A 14,712-nucleotide genomic window follows, 5' to 3' on the forward strand; every position below is an offset into this window, starting at 1 on the left:
TGGCGCCGCTCGTTCTGTAAAGGCACAGCCCCTTCAGAGTTTCATCAGCAGCATTCCGGCCAGCACCAGGCCGCACGCCAGCAGGCGCGGCAGTCCGAACGGCTCGTTGAGGAAGCGCATGCCGAACAGCACCGCCAACAGCACGCTGGTCTCGCGCAACGCCGCCGCTTCGGCGATCGACCCCAACTGCATGGCCCACAGCACCAGGCCGTAGCTGGCCAGCACGCAGACCCCGACCGCCAGGCCGAGCTTCCACTCCAGCGCCCAGAAGCGGGCGAAGGCGCGGGTTCGCGCGCCGGCGGCGATCAGCGGGAACGGCAGGCCGGAGAGCAGCGTCAGCCAGACCAGGTAGTCCAGCGCCAACGGCCAGCGCTTCAGGGCGTTGCCGTCGCTCCAGGTGTAGCCGCCGATGCACAGGCCGATCAGCAGCACCACCGGCAGGGTCCGCCAGGGCAGGCGCGAACCGCCGCCGCCCCAGAGCAGGCAAAGCATGCCGAAGGGGATCAACAGGATGCCGAGGATCTGCCGGCCGCTGAGCTGCTCGCCGCCGAACGCCAGGGTCAGGCCCAGCACCACCAGCGGCGACAGCCCGCGCATCAGCGGATAGACCAGGCCCAGGTCGCCGACCTTGTAGGCCTCGATCAGCAGTACCCGGTAGAGCAGTTGCAGGACGGTGGCGCCGAGCAGCCAGGGCCAGACTTCGGCCGGCGGCAGGCTGACGAAGGGCAACAGCAGGATGGCGCAGAGCACGCCGACCACGTCCATGCAGGCGACGACCAGCAAGCGGTCGCTGCTGAACTTGACCAGGGTGTTCCAGGTGGCGTGGAGAACGGCGGCGCACAGCACCAGGCTGGTGGCTAGCATGATGGTCCTTTTGGTATAGACCAAGATAGTCTATCCCGGCGGAGCCTCCAGATGCTCACCCCGTTGCGGCGTTTTTCCCTGAAAGCTCCTACGAAAGCGGAGAAACATGCAGCAGACATCGTTACGTCAAACGGCTTAATCTTCGGGCAATCCTGATGGACTACCATCGGCCAGCGCCGCACAGTGCCGGCCCGGCCTCCCTTATCAACGACACAGGAATCCCTGCCTTGAGCGCTCTCCTCAAGCCCCTCGACAACCGCTTGTTCTGGCCCGCGGTCGCCATCGGCGGCCTGCTGATCCTCGCTTTCGTCCTCTACCTCCAGCACGTGCGCGGCTTCGCGCCCTGCTCGCTGTGCATCTTCATTCGCCTGGACGTGCTCGGCCTGGTGCTCGCCGGGATCGTCGGCAGCCTCGCCCCGCGTTCACGGATCGCCGGCGGCATCGCCGCGCTGGGCATGCTCGCCGCCAGCCTGGGCGGGATCTACCACGCCTGGTCGCTGGTCGCGGAAGAGAAACTGGCTGCCCAGGGCATGGGCAGTTGCAAGATGTTCATGGGCTTCCCCGAATGGATACCGCTGGATACCTGGCTGCCGCAGGTCTTCCAGCCCGAGGGACTGTGCGGCGAAGTGGTCTGGACCCTGCTCGGCCAGTCCATGGCGGTCTGGTCGCTGGCGCTGTTCGTGTTCTGCCTGCTGGCCCTGGCGGCCAAGCTGGCATTCGGCCGCCGCACCGCCTGACAGCGCCGATATCCGTGCCGGCACAAGGAACGTGCTGGCCATTGGCTGGTCTACAATCGAGCTTTCTCAACCCGGATGAGTACCACCATGCCTCGATTCCTCAGAAATGCCCTCCTTCCCGTCCTCGCCCTGCTGCTCAGCGGCTGCGGCTACAACGCCATGCAGGCCGGTGACGAACAGGTGAAAGCCGCCTGGTCGGAAGTGCTCAACCAGTACCAGCGGCGCGCCGACCTGGTGCCCAACCTGGTCAGCACGGTGAAGGGCTATGCCTCCCATGAGGCGTCGGTCCTGACCCAGGTCACCGAGGCCCGGGCCAAGGTCGGCAGCGTGCAGCTGAACGCCGACCAACTGGACGACGAGCAGGCCGTGCAGCGCTTCCAGAAGGCCCAGGGCGAACTGAGCTCGGCGCTTTCGCGCCTGCTGGTAGTCACCGAGAACTACCCGCAACTGAAGGCCGACGGCCTGTTCAAGGACCTGCTGACCCAACTGGAAGGCACCGAGAACCGCATCGCCGTCGCTCGCGGCCGCTACGTCAAGTCGGTACAGGAATACAACGTGCTGCTGCGCCAGTTCCCCGGCGTGATCACCGCCAAGCTGTTCGGCTACAAGCCCAAGGCGAACTTCAGCGTGGAAAACGAAGCGGCCATCTCCACCGCGCCGAAAGTCGATTTCGGCAACCCGCAACCGGCGCAGTAAGCCATGCGCCGGCTGCTACTGGGCGCCGGGCTGCTGCTCGCCAGCCTGGTCGCCTGGGCCGATGTGCCACCGATACCCGCGCTGACGGCGCGGGTCACCGACCTCACCGCGACCCTTTCCGGCGACCAGCGCCAGCACCTGGAGCAACAGCTCGCCGCCCTGGAAGCCAAGAGCGGCGCGCAGCTCGCGGTGCTGCTGGTCCCGACCACCGGCGACGATTCCATCGAGGAGTACGCGGTGCGTACCTTCGAGAAATGGAAGCTGGGCCAGAAGAAGGTCGACGACGGCGTCCTGCTGCTGGTGGCGAAGAACGACCGCACCCTGCGCATCGAGGTCGGCTACGGCCTGGAAGGGGCCATCACCGACGTCCAGGCCGGGCGGATCATCAGCGAGCAGATCACGCCGCAGTTCCGCCAGGGCAATTTCTATGGCGGCATCCAGGCCGGCGTGGACAGCCTGGTGCAACTGATCGATGCCGAGAAGAACCCGGACAGCGCTACCGCCAGCACTCCCGTCGACGCCTTGCCGGCGGTTCCCGAGGCCACGCCGCCGCGGGCCCTGCCGGCACCGGTCGACGAGGGTGAGGTGTATGACAGCGCCCCGCCGGAGCCGAAGAAGAAGAGCGGCCTGAGCGGACAGCTCTGGGGCAATCCGGTCTACCTCGGTGTCTATGTGGCGGTCCTGCTCGCCGTGGCCCTGCTCGGACGCCTGCTGCCGTTGCAGTGGATGCGGCGGCGCAGCATCGGCCGCTTCCTGCTTTGCAGCGCGGCGGTCGCCGGCCTGGCCTGGCTGTTGAGCATGGGCCTGTGGCAGAACGTCGACCGCGCGGCGGACGACAGTCTCGGCGTACTGGCCCCGACCCTGTTCATCTACGCCCTGTTCCTGCTTCCCGGCGAAGTGCTGATGGCCATTCTCAGCGCCATCCTCAATAGTCGCGGCGGCGGTGGGGGAGGCGGCAGCGGCGGTGGCGGCATCTTCCGCGGTGGCGGCGGCTCCAGCGGCGGCGGCGGCGCCTCCGGACGCTGGTGACGAAAAGCCCGAGGCCTGTGCCTCGGGCTTTTTTCATCGGTCGGCGACGGTTATCGCCGATGCCGGAAGTCTTCGCCGCTATCCGGCAAACGACAGGGTAACGCGCCCCGTCAGGCGTATACCCAGAGCACCCTGACCGGCGCCTGGCTGCGGTTGGCATAGCGGCTGCGCATATGGCTGGGAATCTGGAAACCGTCGCCGGCCTGCAGGCGCAGCTCCTCGTCCTCCAGCCACAGGGTCAGCTCGCCTTCGAGCACGTAGCCGCCCTGCTCCGAGCTGTCCAGCAGGTCGCGCTCGCCGCTGTCGGCACCCGCTTCAAGGCAGGTTTCGAGCATGAAGAAGGCACCGCCAAGACGCGGCGACACCAGGTTGTCGCTGGCGCCACGAGCGTAGGCCAGGGTCCGACGCTCGCCCGGACGGGTCACCCAGGGCGAGGCCTGGGTCTTCGGCGAGCAGAAGAAGTAGGTCGCCGGCACCCCGAGCACCTGGCTGATGGCGACCAGGTCGTCCACCGCCGGCCGCGACAGGCCGCGCTCGACCTGGGAGACGAAGCCCACCGAACGGCGAATGCCGTCGGCCAGCGCCTGCAGGGTGATGCCCTTGCGCTTGCGCAATTCGCGCACCAGGCTGGCGATCTCCGCCAGGTCGTCGGCTACTTCGCTCATCTCGGCTCCGGGCCCTCTCAGAACAGGTCGCGCAAACGGTAATACGCTTTGCCCAGGGCTTCCAGCGGCGCGGCGAAGCGCTGGCCGCCGGGAAACTTCGGATTGCGCAGACGCTGGTAGAGCGCCAGGGTCTCGTCCTCGCCGAGCAGCGCGTCGCTGACCGCCCTGGCCGCCGCCAGACTCGGCAGCACGCCGTGGCCGGAGTAGCCTTGCAGCCAGTAGCGGTTGCCCTGCCGGCCGATGTCCGGGGTGCGCCGCATGCTGCAGTCGATATGCCCGCCCCAGGCGTATTCCAGCGCCACCCCGCGCAACTGCGGGAACACCCGTTCGAGATAGGGCCGGGTGGCGGCGCGGATGTCGCTGGGCATGCCGCCCAGGTAGGTGCAGCCGCCGCCGAACAGCAGGCGGTGGTCCGGGGTCAGGCGGAAGTAGTCGAGGACGAACTGGTTGTCAGTCACGCAGCAGTTGCGCGGCAGCAACGACTTCGCCCGTTCCTCGCCGAGCGGCTCAGTGGCGACCTGATAGGTGCCCACCGGCAGCATCCGTTGCGACAGCTCGCTGTCCAGCCCGTCGATGTAGGCGTTGCAGGCCAGCACCAGCGCCGCGCAGCGGATCTCGCCGTGCTCGGTACGGACCCGGTAGCCGTCGCCCTCCTCGCGATAGTTCAGGGCCCGGGTCCGCTCGTGGATACGCCCGCCGGCGCGCTCGATGGCGGCGGCCAGGCCGAACGCCAGCTTGAGCGGATTCAGGTGTGCGGCGTGGGGATCGTAGAGACCGGCAAGGTAGCGCTCGCTGGCGATCCATTCGGGCAACTCGTCCTTCGCCACGAAGCGTAGCCCCTCGTAGCCCCAGCGACGGTTGGCCTCGGCCTGCCAGTCGTAGAGCAGGCCGACCCGGCGCGGCAGGATCGCCGTCCATAGGTGGCCGACCCGGTAGTCGCAGTCGAAGCCATGTCGCTGCGGCAACTCGCGCATCTCGCCGGCCGCCCAGAGCATGCCGTCCCAGAGACGGCGTGCGCCTTCGTAGCCGAGGTCGGCCTCCAGCGGCGGCAGGTCGCTGGACCAGCCGGGCAGCGCCTGCCCGCCGTTGCGCCCGGAGGCCGCCCAGGCGATCCGGCTGGCTTCGATGACGCATACCTGGCGTCCGCCTTCGACCAGCCGCAGCGCCGTGTGCAAGCCGCTGAAACCGGCGCCGACCACCAGCACCTCGCAGTCGAGGTCGCCCTCCAGGGACTGGCGCGGCTGGATCAGTTCGGGATTGACGGCGGCGTAGTAAGTGCCGACATGCTCGTTGGATTGCAGGAACATCGCGACCTCCGTGAAATTATATTGGTTATTTTTCATGAAAAATAACACTTAAAATTTCACGACACCAGTCCCGAGCATTCGCAAACGGCCGGCAGGATGCCGTCGCGCACCAGCAGAGGCAGAGGGGCAAATATTCGAAAGGAGGCGGGAAGCCCCCCGCCAGAGCGAAACTGGCGAGGGGCAGACGTGCGGACGGCGCGGCTCGCGCCGCAGAGAAAAGGTGCACGACCACGGGCGGGGGCATGCCGGGCGTGCTGCGCCAGTGTCGGCGCCGACGGGAGCGGGCGACAGGTACGAATGCACCAGCCGCCCTGGTGCATTCGTACCCTCTTCGTTTATTTGCGCCCGTTGCCGTTGCGCGGCTCCGGCGCGAATCCGCGTTCGCGTGCCCAGACGATGGCCTCGCCACGGCTGTGGACATCGAGCTTGGCGTAGATGGTCGCCACGTGGTTGCGCACGGTGTTCGGCGCCAGGCCCAGTTCCTTGGCGATCTCCTTGTCCGCCAGGCCCTGGCAGATGAGGTCGAACACCTCGCGCTCGCGCGCAGTCAGGTCGGCCAGTTCGGCGCCGGTGCCCGGCGCGTTGGCGCGGCGCACGTTGGCGAGCTTTTCGATCAGGGTGCGGCTGAACCAGGAAGCGTCCTGCATCACCGTCTCGATGGCGTGCACCAGCTCCATTTCGGTGCGCCGCCGGTCGCTGATGTCCAGCAAGGCCACCAGCACGCAGTCCTGCTCGTTGAGGCTCACCGCCTCGGCCGAGACCAGGCAGTCCAGGCCGTTGCGATCCTTGTGCTGCAGGCGCAGCTGGACGTTGCGCACGCTGCCGCTCTGCGCCAGCAGCTCGCCCAGGCGCTCGGCGCCGCCGTCCTGCCACAGCCCGCAGGCGACGGTGGACTCGCCGAGCAGTTCCTCGGCCTGGTAGCCGAAGGTTTCGCTGAAGGCCTGGTTGATGTCCAGCGCCTGCAGGTCGTCGCCGTACAGCACCAGGCTCGGCACCGGTGCCATGCGGAAGGCCTTGGCGAAGCGCTCCTCGCTCTTGCGCAGGGCCTCCTCGGCCTTCTTCCGCGGTTCGAGATCGGTGAAGGTGAAGAGCATGCAGGCCTCCTCGCCGACCTCTATCGGTTGCCCGGCGACCACCACGCACTTGCGTCCGCCCTCCGCCACCCGCAGGCTCGCCTCCATCTGCGGGATGGTCTCGCCGGCGCCCAGGCGCTCCACCGCCAGTTCGCGGCGCTCGGCCTGGTCGAGTACGTCCAGCTCGTACACCGAACGGCCGATCACCTGGTCGCGGGCATAGCCGGTCATTTCCAGGAAACCGACATTGACCTTCACGTAGCGGTAGTCGCTGAGCCGGCAGATCACCGCCGGCGCCGGGTTGGCATTGAAGGTCTTCTCGAAGCGCTGCTCGGCGCTGGCCCACTCGGTGGCGTCGTGGAGGATCAGCACCAGGCAGTCGGGCTTGTCCTCGGGGGTGGTCAGCACCAACCCGCGCACGCGGTGCACCCAGTGGGTGTCCTCGTCGGCGGCGGGAAACACTTCCACCACCACGTCGCTGAAGCACTCGCCAGCCACCAGGCGCTCGGCCGGGTACTGGCCCTCCTGCAGCGGATGATTGTTGCGGTAGCGCAGGCGAAAGCGCTCGCGATACTCGCCGGTATCGGCGCCCAGGCCTTCCAGCGAATCGACGCCGTGCATCGCCAGGGCCGCCTCGTTGGCCCAGAGGATGCGCTGGTCCGGCTCGATCAGGATCACCCCTTCGGTAAGACCGGCGATGATCTGCTGCAACTGGCGGCGGTCGGTCTGGGTACGCAGTACCTGGTCGTTCATGCTGTTCCTCTTGGATGGAGCGATTTTCCGGGGGCAGCAAGGATGCCCGCCCGCCCTGACCGCGCACGCGTGACGATTGCACTAGCGGTGCTAGTGCATTTGCATCGCGAAACGATAGCGGAGGCACCCCTACCCTGGCGATACAGGAAGCAATGTCCGGGCGGGAAGCCCAGACGCCGCGCCGGCCGGGAGGCTACGCCGCCCCTCGGTCCCGAGGTCGTCGACGCATCCACCCGACTCGCCCTGCACGAGAAGAAAGCCCCATCCCCTTGCATGAGCGATGCGATGAGCAAGAACAAGCACCCCGATCTCGGCGAGATCCAGCGCAGCCTGAACCAGGCGCTGGAAGGCTACGACTGCCAGTGCCGGATGCACTACGACGGCACCGTCAGTATCAATGTCGCCGCCCGAGAGCACGACGAAACCTTCACCTTCGTCGGCATCCAGCCCGGCGAGCTGGACAACCCCACCCGCCTGCACCTGTTCGCCGAAAGCCTGCGTCGCGACCTGGCACTACTGGAGCCCTGGTTGGGAAAGCACGCAGCCTAGAATAAAAAAAGCGCCCCACAGGACCAAAACGACGTCCGGAGGCGCATGCGAGGACAGAGGAATCTTTCTGGCGATCAGGCCCGGCGTGCGATCTCCGCCGGCCGATGCGCCAGGTAATCGAGCAACAGGAACAGCACCGGCGCCACCTCGCGGCAATGCGCGACACCCTGGCGGATCCTCCCGGCGCTCTGCACCGCCCCTTCCCGTTGCAGGTCCTGCGGGCAGGCATCGAGCAGCGCCTCGATGCTCTCCGCGGTGCTTTCCAGGTGACATTGCAGGCCGATAGCCTGCTCGTTCCAGATGAAGCCCTGGTTGGCGCAGGCAGCCGAACCATAGAGCGGCACGCTGCCGGCTGGCAGGTCGAAGGTCTCGCCGTGCCAGTGGAACGCCATCAGCCGTTCCGGCAGGCGCTCGCCCAGCGGCGAGCCCAGCGCCTGGCTGTACCTGTGCAGCGGCCACCAGCCGATCTCCGCCTGGCGTCCCGGGCGTACCGCAGCCCCCAGCGCCTGGGCCAGCAGCTGCGCGCCGAGGCAGATGCCAAGGACCTTCTTGCCGGCATCCAGCGCCGCGCGGATCAAACGCTTCTCCGCCACCAGCCAGGGATATTGCGCTTCGTCGTGGACGCTCATCGGCCCGCCCATCACCACCAGCAGGTCGAAGCTGTCCAGCGCAGGCAGGTGGGCGTCGGCGTAGAGGTAGCAGACGTGCTCGTGCTCGCAGTGGCGGCCGATCCAGTCGCCGATCCGCGCGCTGCCTTCGAAGGGAACGTGTTGCAATACCAGGGCGCGCATCAGGCCACCTCCTCGTGTCGGTTGGCGACCCGGGCCAGGGCCCGCTCCAGTCGCCGCAGCATTTCGTCGACGTTGGCCCGGCTCACCGTCAGCGCCGGGGAAAAACGCAGGCAATGCGGCTGCGGCGCGTTGATCAGCAGGCCTTCGCCGAACGCCGCGCGAACCACCGCCGGCGCGCGCTGGCCGATCAGCGGCAGCCCCCAGAACAGTCCCTGGCCGCGCAGCGGACCATGCCCATAGCGACGCGCGACACGGGCCAGGCCATCGCGCAGGTGAGTGCCCTGCTCGCGCACCTGCTCCAGGAAACCCGGCTCCAGCACGGTATTCAGTACCGCCAGCCCAGCAGCGGTCATCAACGCGTTGCCATGGTGGGTGCCAAGCTGGTCGCCCGGTTCGAAGCAACAGGCGTTGCCACGCGCCAGCAGCGCCGACAGCGGCACCCCGGCGCCGAGGCCCTTGCCGAGGGTAACGATGTCGGCGCGTACCCCGTACAGTTCCTCCGCCAGCAGCGCGCCGCAGCGGCCGATGCCGGTCTGCACCTCGTCGAGGATCAACAGGACGCCACGCTGCCGGCACAGCCGCTCGATGCCACGCAGGTAGTCGAGGGTCGCCGGGATCACCCCGGCATCGCCCTGCACCGGCTCCAGCATCACCGCCACCGTCTCTTCGTCGATGGCCGCGGCCATGGCGTCGAGGTCGTTGAACGGCACCCTGGCGAAGCCCTCCAGGCCATGCTGCGCCGGCTTGCCACAAGCCGTCAGGGTGCCCGGGGTGCGTCCATGGATGCTGTTGACGGTGCTGACGATCCGTTGCGCGCCGCCGCGATGCAGGCGGCCCCACTTGCGCGCCAGGGCGATGGCCGCTTCGTTGGCCTCGGCGCCGCTGGTGAGGAAGTAGGCCTGGTCGCTGCCGGTCGCCAGGCACAGGCGCTGCGCCAATGCCAGCACCGGCCGGTTGAGCAGGCCGGGGCCGGCGCTGACCAGCTCCCGCGCCTGCCGGGCCAGGGCCTGGACCAGCACGCTGGGACTGTGGCCGAGGCAGTTCACCGCCAGGCCCTGGGCGAAGTCGAGGAAGGCGCGTCCGTCGCTGTCCCACAGCCACGAGCCCTGGCCACGGACGAACACCTGTTCGGGCCGTTCCTGGGTGCGCATCAGGCGCAGGCTATCCAGCGCATCAGCCATCTTTCAGTTCCTCGGTCATGTACTCCACCGCCAGCAAGCGCACGCCCTGCGGCCCCTGTTCCAGCAGCCGGCGGCTTTCCCGGCGCGTTTCGATGCGCAGTTCGAAGCCGTCGCCGGCGGGGAAGCGCTGGCGCATCAGCTCGCGCACCTCGGCAAAGCGCGCGGCGCTCACCGTCATGCTGGCCAACAGCCGGCCGGACTGGCTCAAGGTGATCAGGTAGTCGCTCAAGAGGCATGCTCCCGGTAATCCGACGGCCCGTGCAGGCGCGGCCCCCAGTCTTCCACCACGCCGCTGGACAGGCGTTTCGCCGCTGTCTTGCGCCAACGCTGGGATAGCGCGTCGCAGGCCATCATCTGGCGCAACCCGAGAGGCTCCAGGGGATCGCCGAAATACCACTGCAACAGGCGGGCGACGGTCAGTTCGGGGTAATGCCGCTGGACCAGCTTCAGCTCGTCCCCGGGAGTCACCATGCCGCTGCGCAGGACCCGATAGAACCAGCCGCAGCGGCCGCCGCTCTGCAATTCGTCGGGCAGCTCGGGAAGATTCCAGCGCTGGCCCTGGCGATAGCAGGGCGAACGCGGCTGGCTGACTTCCAGCAGGGCATCGCCCCAATGGAACTGGTCGCCGATGCAGACCTCGGCTTCGGTGATGCCGTAGGTCGAGATGTTCTCGCCGAACGCCGGCAGTTGCCAGCGGTTCAGCGGGTGGCGCTTGCGCCAGTAGCGGTAGTGCTCGGCGGGATAGTGATGGAGAGCGCGCTCGAGGCCGCCGTGGTGGCGGATGTCGGCCTGTTCGTCGCCGGGCAGGCCATCGTGGCCCAGCCAGAACTCCTGCTCGACCGGCAGCTTGTCGATCGCGCTGACCAATCCGCCCCAGGTTTCTTCGACTTTACCTATGAAAACACCGTTTACGACTATCTGCTCCATTGCTCCGCGACCACCCGATGTACCGCCAATGCAGCTAGACTAGTGCCTCACGCGGGACCCACTCCATTTCGATTTTCCAGTTTCATCGATAAGAACAGCTTATGGATTTTCGCCAACTCCGCTATTTCGTCGCGCTCTACGAAGAAGGCCACGTCGGCCGCGCCGCCGAACGCCTGGCCCTGTCGCAACCGGCCCTCTCGCAGCAGATCCGCCAGTTGGAGCAGAACCTCGACGTCTCGCTGTTCCAGCGCAGCGGCAAGCGCCTGCTGCCGACCGTCGCCGCCCACACCCTGTACAACCATGCGGTACCGCTGCTGGAGGGATTGGAAAGGGCCCGCGAGGCGATGCGCGTATTCCGCGGGCAGACCCCGCGCAGCCTGGCGATCGGCGTGCTGCAGACGGTCAACGCCAGCCTGGTGCCGTACATGGTCGAACGCCTGCATGCCGCGCAGCCGCACCTGCGGGTGCAGATCTACGAACTGTCGGGAATCGACATCGAGCGGCGCCTGCTCACCGGCAACCTGGACATCGGCATCGGTTTCCTGCCGCCGCGCCAGCCGGGCCTGCACAGCGTCGAGCTGTACGAGGACGAATTGCAGTTGGTGATCCCCGAGGAACACCCGTTGAAGGAATTCAGGAAGGTGTCCCTGGCCCAGGCCGCGGAGTTGCCGATGCTGCTGCTCGGCGAGGAGTTCCGTGCGCGCCAGATCTGGCAGGAGCAACTCGCCGCGATCGGCCGGCGGCCGCGGGTGCAGGCGGAACTGAACCACATGAGCGGGATTCTCGACAGCCTGCCGCAGACCCGCTTCGCCACCGTTCTACCGGGCAAGGCACGGCAGATGCACTCGAACCAGCGGCTGCTGTGGAAACCGCTCAGCGAACCGCGCATCCCGCTGAAGGTCGGCCTGGTCTACCGCGACGCGCAACGCCAGCACGCCAGCGTCGAGCTGCTGCGCTCGCTGCTGGAAGGCGTGGTCTGAGCGACGCGGTTTTCCTCGGGCAATAAAAAACCCCGCCTTTTGGGCGGGGTTTTGCAGACCTCTATCCTGACATCCGTGCTACGCCACCATCCATGGTGGATTCCCTGAGTTTCCGTATTGTCTTTGGCGCTTCCTGCGCAATGTCCTGACGGTTTGAAGATTACGCATCTCCGCGAGGGGGAGAAAGCAGCCAAAACCACCGCCGTTTGTAAGCCTTGGCTTACACGCTGTAATAGTTCCGCTCGCCGGACCGACGGCAACACCCAGCCGCCGCGAGCTTGCCGTGCGTCAAGATGATCTGCGCCGGGCCCGCTACAGTGGCCAGTCCCCTCATCATCGCGAGCCTTCCCAGCATGGAATTCCAGCGCGTCCACCAGCAGTTGCTGCAAAGCCACCACCTGTTCGAACCGCTTTCTCCCGTCCAGCTCCAGGAACTGCTCGCCAGCAGCGACCTGGTCAACCTCGACAAGGGCGCCTACGTGTTCCGCCAGGGCGAGCCGGCGCACGCCTTCTACTACCTGATTTCCGGCTGCGTGAAGATCTACCGGCTGACCCCGGAAGGCCAGGAGAAGATTCTCGAAGTGACCAACGAACGCAACACCTTCGCCGAGGCGATGATGTTCATGGACACCCCGAACTACGTGGCCACCGCCCAGGCCGTGGTACCCAGCCAGCTGTTCCGTTTCTCCAACAAGGCCTACCTGCGCCAGTTGCAGGACAACACCCCGTTGGCCCTGGCCCTGCTGGCCAAGCTCAGCACCCGCCTGCACCAGCGCATCGACGAGATCGAGACGCTTTCCCTGAAGAACGCCACCCACCGCGTGGTGCGCTACCTGCTGACCCTCGCCGCTCACGCGCCGGGGGAGAACTGCCGGGTGGAAATCCCGGTGGCCAAGCAACTGGTGGCCGGTCACCTGTCGATCCAGCCGGAAACCTTCTCGCGGATCATGCACCGCCTCGGCGACGAGGGCATCATCCGCCTCGACGGCCGCGAAATCAGCATCCTCGACCGCGAACGCCTGGAGTGCTTCGAGTGAACAGCCCCGCCGCTTGATCGCGGTCAAGCGCGCCACGGCCCGTCCACCGGCAAGCTGGCGGGGTCGAGCCCGCGAGAACGCCCATGCGCCAATGCCTGTATTGCCTCCATGAAACCGAAGGCGCGGAAAGCGCCTGCGAACAGTGCGGCATGCCACTGCCCAGCGCTTCCCAGCGCCAGCTCCAGGGTCGCCGGCAGCGGCGCTTCGCCTGGTTCTGCGTCGGGCTGGCGCTGTTCTGCCTGGGCATGATGCTCTGGCTGCCGCGCGATGTTCCCTGAGGCCTCTCAGCGGCGCAGGCGCCGATAGAGCTGGAGCAGGCGCTCGGGCAACTGCCCGGCGCGCTCGACCAGCGCGAAGCCGTCGGCGCCGAACAGGTAGGGCAGGTAGTCCGCCGCCTCCTTGTCGATGGTGATGCAGAACGGCACCAGTCCCTGGCTGCGCGCCTCGATCACCGCCTGGCGGGTGTCCTCGATGCCGTAGCGGCCCTCGTAGCGGTCCAGGTCGTTGGGCTTGCCGTCGCTCAACAGCAACAGCAGGCGACGCTTCTGCGGCTGCCCGCCGAGCACCTGGCTGGCCCGGCGGATCGCCGCGCCCATCCGCGTGTAGTAGCCCGGCGAGAGCGCCAGCACGCGACCGCGGACCTCGCCGCCGTAGCCTTCGTCGAAATCCTTCAGCACCTGCCAGCGCACCTGCTGCCGGCGCACCGAGGAAAACCCGTACAGCGCGAAGGGGTCCCCCAGCGCCTGCAACGCCTCGCCGAACAGCAGCAGGCTGTCGACGATGCTGTCGATCACCCGCCGCTGGTCGTCGAGGTAGGCTTCGGTGGACATCGACAGGTCCGCCAGCAACAGGCAGGCGAGGTCGCGCCGGCGCGGCCGCTGTTCGAGGAACAGGCCTGGCTGGGTGGAACCGCCGCGCCGCCGCTCGACCTGGAAGTCGAGCCAGGCATCGAGGTCGATCTCGTCGCCCTGCGGCTGCTGGCGCAGGCGTTGGCGGCCGTCGCGCAGGCAGGCGAACTGGCGGCGCAGATGCAGCGCGGTCTTCTCCAGGTGCGCCGGCAGGCTGGCGCTGGTCGCGCCGCGCGGCCGCATCGGTTGCAGCAGCACGTGGTCGCTCAGCAGGCGCTGCTGCCGATAGTCCCACTCGGGCAGCTTCAGCCCGGGGCCGAGCGGCAGGTCATCGTAGTCGGCGGCCGGCAGGTCGAGATCCAGGCGCAGGCCGCCGCCCTTCTGCGTGCGCTGGCGCGACAGCGACAGGTAGTCGAGGTCTTCGGCGACGCGCGCGCCGTCCGGGTCGTCCTCGTCGTCGCTACAGCGGTCCAGGGCCAGGTGCTCCGACCAACTGAGCAGGCTTTCCAGGCGGAACAGCAGCAGGTTGCGCTCGCTGTCGCGCTCCTCGACGCGCTCGGCGCGCTTGCGCGCTCCGCTGCGGGCGACCTGGCGCTTGCCGGCGCCGGCGGCCGCTTCCTCGCCGTCCTCCGCGCTGGCGGAAGGCGTCCAGCGCTCGCCGGGATACAGCCACAGCGGCACCGGCCAGGGCGCCCGCTCGACTCGCGGGAAGCGCTCGACACTGCCCGGCTCGGCAAGCGCGCGGCGCAGGGCGATTTCCAGTTCGGCGTCTGCCGCCGGGCAATCGTCCAGCGACGGGCGCTGGCGCAGATGCGCGGCGACCAGCCGGGCGTAGCGCGGGCGCAGCGCCGGATAGGCATCGAGCAACTGCCGCGCCCAGCGCTGGTTGTCCTGGGCCCAGTGCCGCAGCGGCCCGGCGCTGGCCGCCAGCAGCGCCAGCCAGCGATACAGTTCGCGGTTCAGCTCGGCCTGCGGATAGACCGCGAGGGATTCCGGCAGGCGCAGGCTGTCGCCGTTGAACCAGGACACCGGGGCCTGCTCGCAGGTCCCGGCGACCCGCTGCAACCAGGTGCGGCGTAGCAGCAGGCGGCGCGCCGGGGTCGCCTCGAGGGCTACCCCCGGTGCGCCGCCGAGCGCCCGGAAGAGCATGCCGAGCGGACGCCGCATGCTCTCCAGGGTCACCCGCGCCGCCTCGAACTCGCCGCTGGCATGGCGGGTGATGAAGCGGTGCCAGTGGGCGCCGACCCATTCCTCCAGCTCGACGGCGAAGGCCAT

At 67.9% G+C, this 14,712-nt stretch carries 16 protein-coding genes; 7 read left to right on the forward strand and 9 right to left on the reverse strand.

Translation table 11 applies throughout. From position 1 onward, the window contains the following. Positions 1–33 precede the first annotated feature (33 nt). Positions 34–864: a DMT family transporter gene (locus FOC67_RS23265; RefSeq protein ID WP_003084928.1), complete on the reverse strand. Its 831-nt coding sequence runs from the start codon at positions 862–864 to the stop codon at positions 34–36. Positions 865–1,091: 227 nt separating this feature from the next. On the opposite strand from FOC67_RS23265, the gene FOC67_RS23270 reads away from it, so the two are divergent. From FOC67_RS23270 to FOC67_RS23280, 3 genes are all read left to right on the forward strand, one after another. Beyond that, on the forward strand, positions 1,092–1,601 hold the full coding sequence (locus FOC67_RS23270; RefSeq protein WP_003101580.1) for a disulfide bond formation protein B: 510 nt from the start codon (positions 1,092–1,094) through the stop codon (positions 1,599–1,601). An 87-nt stretch (positions 1,602–1,688) separates the two neighbouring features. Beyond that, a complete protein-coding gene (locus FOC67_RS23275) occupies positions 1,689–2,297 on the forward strand; it encodes a LemA family protein (protein WP_003084923.1) in 609 nt (202 codons plus the stop codon). A 3-nt stretch (positions 2,298–2,300) separates the two neighbouring features. Further along, positions 2,301–3,326, forward strand: a complete 1,026-nt coding sequence (locus FOC67_RS23280) for a YgcG family protein (RefSeq protein WP_009315137.1) — start codon at positions 2,301–2,303, stop codon at positions 3,324–3,326. Positions 3,327–3,436: 110 nt separating this feature from the next. On the opposite strand, the gene FOC67_RS23285 is transcribed toward FOC67_RS23280, so the two are convergent. From FOC67_RS23285 to FOC67_RS23295, 3 genes are all read right to left on the reverse strand, one after another. Next, positions 3,437–3,991: a helix-turn-helix domain-containing protein gene (locus FOC67_RS23285; RefSeq protein ID WP_003084911.1), complete on the reverse strand. Its 555-nt coding sequence runs from the start codon at positions 3,989–3,991 to the stop codon at positions 3,437–3,439. A gap of 17 nt (positions 3,992–4,008) precedes the next feature. Then, entirely contained in the window at positions 4,009–5,298 is a 1,290-nt protein-coding gene (locus FOC67_RS23290) for an FAD-binding oxidoreductase (RefSeq protein WP_003084910.1), read from the reverse strand. 335 nt (positions 5,299–5,633) lie between these two features. Further along, positions 5,634–7,124 (reverse strand): helix-turn-helix transcriptional regulator, encoded by a 1,491-nt coding sequence (locus FOC67_RS23295; protein WP_009315135.1) that lies wholly within the window; start codon positions 7,122–7,124, stop codon positions 5,634–5,636. 285 nt (positions 7,125–7,409) lie between these two features. Between FOC67_RS23295 and FOC67_RS23300 the strand changes: the two genes are divergently transcribed. Continuing rightward, entirely contained in the window at positions 7,410–7,673 is a 264-nt protein-coding gene (locus tag FOC67_RS23300) for a hypothetical protein (protein ID WP_003084903.1), read from the forward strand. A 74-nt stretch (positions 7,674–7,747) separates the two neighbouring features. On the opposite strand, the gene FOC67_RS23305 is transcribed toward FOC67_RS23300, so the two are convergent. The 4 genes from FOC67_RS23305 to FOC67_RS23320 are packed head-to-tail and all read right to left on the reverse strand — an operon-like array spanning position 7,748 to position 10,572. Next, positions 7,748–8,464 (reverse strand): type 1 glutamine amidotransferase, encoded by a 717-nt coding sequence (locus FOC67_RS23305; protein WP_003084901.1) that lies wholly within the window; start codon positions 8,462–8,464, stop codon positions 7,748–7,750. Next, positions 8,464–9,645, reverse strand: a complete 1,182-nt coding sequence (locus FOC67_RS23310) for an aspartate aminotransferase family protein (RefSeq protein ID WP_009315133.1) — start codon at positions 9,643–9,645, stop codon at positions 8,464–8,466. The genes FOC67_RS23305 and FOC67_RS23310 overlap by 1 nt, the downstream gene beginning before the upstream one ends. Next, positions 9,638–9,874 (reverse strand): hypothetical protein, encoded by a 237-nt coding sequence (locus FOC67_RS23315; protein WP_003101561.1) that lies wholly within the window; start codon positions 9,872–9,874, stop codon positions 9,638–9,640. Before FOC67_RS23315 ends, FOC67_RS23310 begins: the two co-directional genes overlap by 8 nt. After that, the gene (locus tag FOC67_RS23320) at positions 9,871–10,572 is read right to left on the reverse strand and encodes an MOSC domain-containing protein (protein WP_009315131.1); all 702 of its coding nucleotides are present in this window, start codon (positions 10,570–10,572) and stop codon (positions 9,871–9,873) included. Before FOC67_RS23320 ends, FOC67_RS23315 begins: the two co-directional genes overlap by 4 nt. 101 nt (positions 10,573–10,673) lie before the next feature. On the opposite strand from FOC67_RS23320, the gene FOC67_RS23325 reads away from it, so the two are divergent. From FOC67_RS23325 to FOC67_RS23335, 3 genes are all read left to right on the forward strand, one after another. Further along, positions 10,674–11,552: a LysR family transcriptional regulator gene (locus FOC67_RS23325; RefSeq protein ID WP_003084893.1), complete on the forward strand. Its 879-nt coding sequence runs from the start codon at positions 10,674–10,676 to the stop codon at positions 11,550–11,552. 353 nt (positions 11,553–11,905) lie between these two features. Beyond that, entirely contained in the window at positions 11,906–12,589 is a 684-nt protein-coding gene (gene dnr, locus FOC67_RS23330) for a transcriptional regulator Dnr (protein WP_003084891.1), read from the forward strand. Positions 12,590–12,672: 83 nt separating this feature from the next. Next, positions 12,673–12,867: a hypothetical protein gene (locus FOC67_RS23335; RefSeq protein ID WP_003084889.1), complete on the forward strand. Its 195-nt coding sequence runs from the start codon at positions 12,673–12,675 to the stop codon at positions 12,865–12,867. Positions 12,868–12,873: 6 nt separating this feature from the next. Here FOC67_RS23335 and FOC67_RS23340 read toward each other — a convergent pair whose 3' ends face one another. Beyond that, positions 12,874–14,712 carry a nitric oxide reductase activation protein NorD gene (locus FOC67_RS23340; protein WP_003117939.1) on the reverse strand — a complete coding sequence of 613 codons (1,839 nt, stop codon included), beginning with the start codon at positions 14,710–14,712 and terminating at the stop codon, positions 12,874–12,876.

It is taken from the genome of Pseudomonas sp. FDAARGOS_761, from assembly GCF_013343155.1.
GTDB lineage: Bacteria > Pseudomonadota > Gammaproteobacteria > Pseudomonadales > Pseudomonadaceae > Pseudomonas > Pseudomonas aeruginosa.

Bases quoted from the DNA above. Each gene is read 5' to 3' on its own strand.
- FOC67_RS23265 (WP_003084928.1), bottom strand. From the start codon at position 864: ATGCTAGCCACCAGCCTGGTGCTGTGCGCCGCCGTTCTCCACGCCACC.
- FOC67_RS23275 (WP_003084923.1), top strand. From the start codon at position 1,689: ATGCCTCGATTCCTCAGAAATGCCCTCCTTCCCGTCCTCGCCCTGCTG.
- FOC67_RS23280 (WP_009315137.1), top strand. From the start codon at position 2,301: ATGCGCCGGCTGCTACTGGGCGCCGGGCTGCTGCTCGCCAGCCTGGTC.
- FOC67_RS23285 (WP_003084911.1), bottom strand. From the start codon at position 3,991: ATGAGCGAAGTAGCCGACGACCTGGCGGAGATCGCCAGCCTGGTGCGC.
- FOC67_RS23290 (WP_003084910.1), bottom strand. From the start codon at position 5,298: ATGTTCCTGCAATCCAACGAGCATGTCGGCACTTACTACGCCGCCGTC.
- FOC67_RS23295 (WP_009315135.1), bottom strand. From the start codon at position 7,124: ATGAACGACCAGGTACTGCGTACCCAGACCGACCGCCGCCAGTTGCAG.
- FOC67_RS23300 (WP_003084903.1), top strand. From the start codon at position 7,410: ATGAGCAAGAACAAGCACCCCGATCTCGGCGAGATCCAGCGCAGCCTG.
- FOC67_RS23305 (WP_003084901.1), bottom strand. From the start codon at position 8,464: ATGCGCGCCCTGGTATTGCAACACGTTCCCTTCGAAGGCAGCGCGCGG.
- FOC67_RS23310 (WP_009315133.1), bottom strand. From the start codon at position 9,645: ATGGCTGATGCGCTGGATAGCCTGCGCCTGATGCGCACCCAGGAACGG.
- FOC67_RS23320 (WP_009315131.1), bottom strand. From the start codon at position 10,572: ATGGAGCAGATAGTCGTAAACGGTGTTTTCATAGGTAAAGTCGAAGAA.
- FOC67_RS23325 (WP_003084893.1), top strand. From the start codon at position 10,674: ATGGATTTTCGCCAACTCCGCTATTTCGTCGCGCTCTACGAAGAAGGC.
- dnr (WP_003084891.1), top strand. From the start codon at position 11,906: ATGGAATTCCAGCGCGTCCACCAGCAGTTGCTGCAAAGCCACCACCTG.
- FOC67_RS23335 (WP_003084889.1), top strand. From the start codon at position 12,673: ATGCGCCAATGCCTGTATTGCCTCCATGAAACCGAAGGCGCGGAAAGC.
- FOC67_RS23340 (WP_003117939.1), bottom strand. From the start codon at position 14,712: ATGGCCTTCGCCGTCGAGCTGGAGGAATGGGTCGGCGCCCACTGGCAC.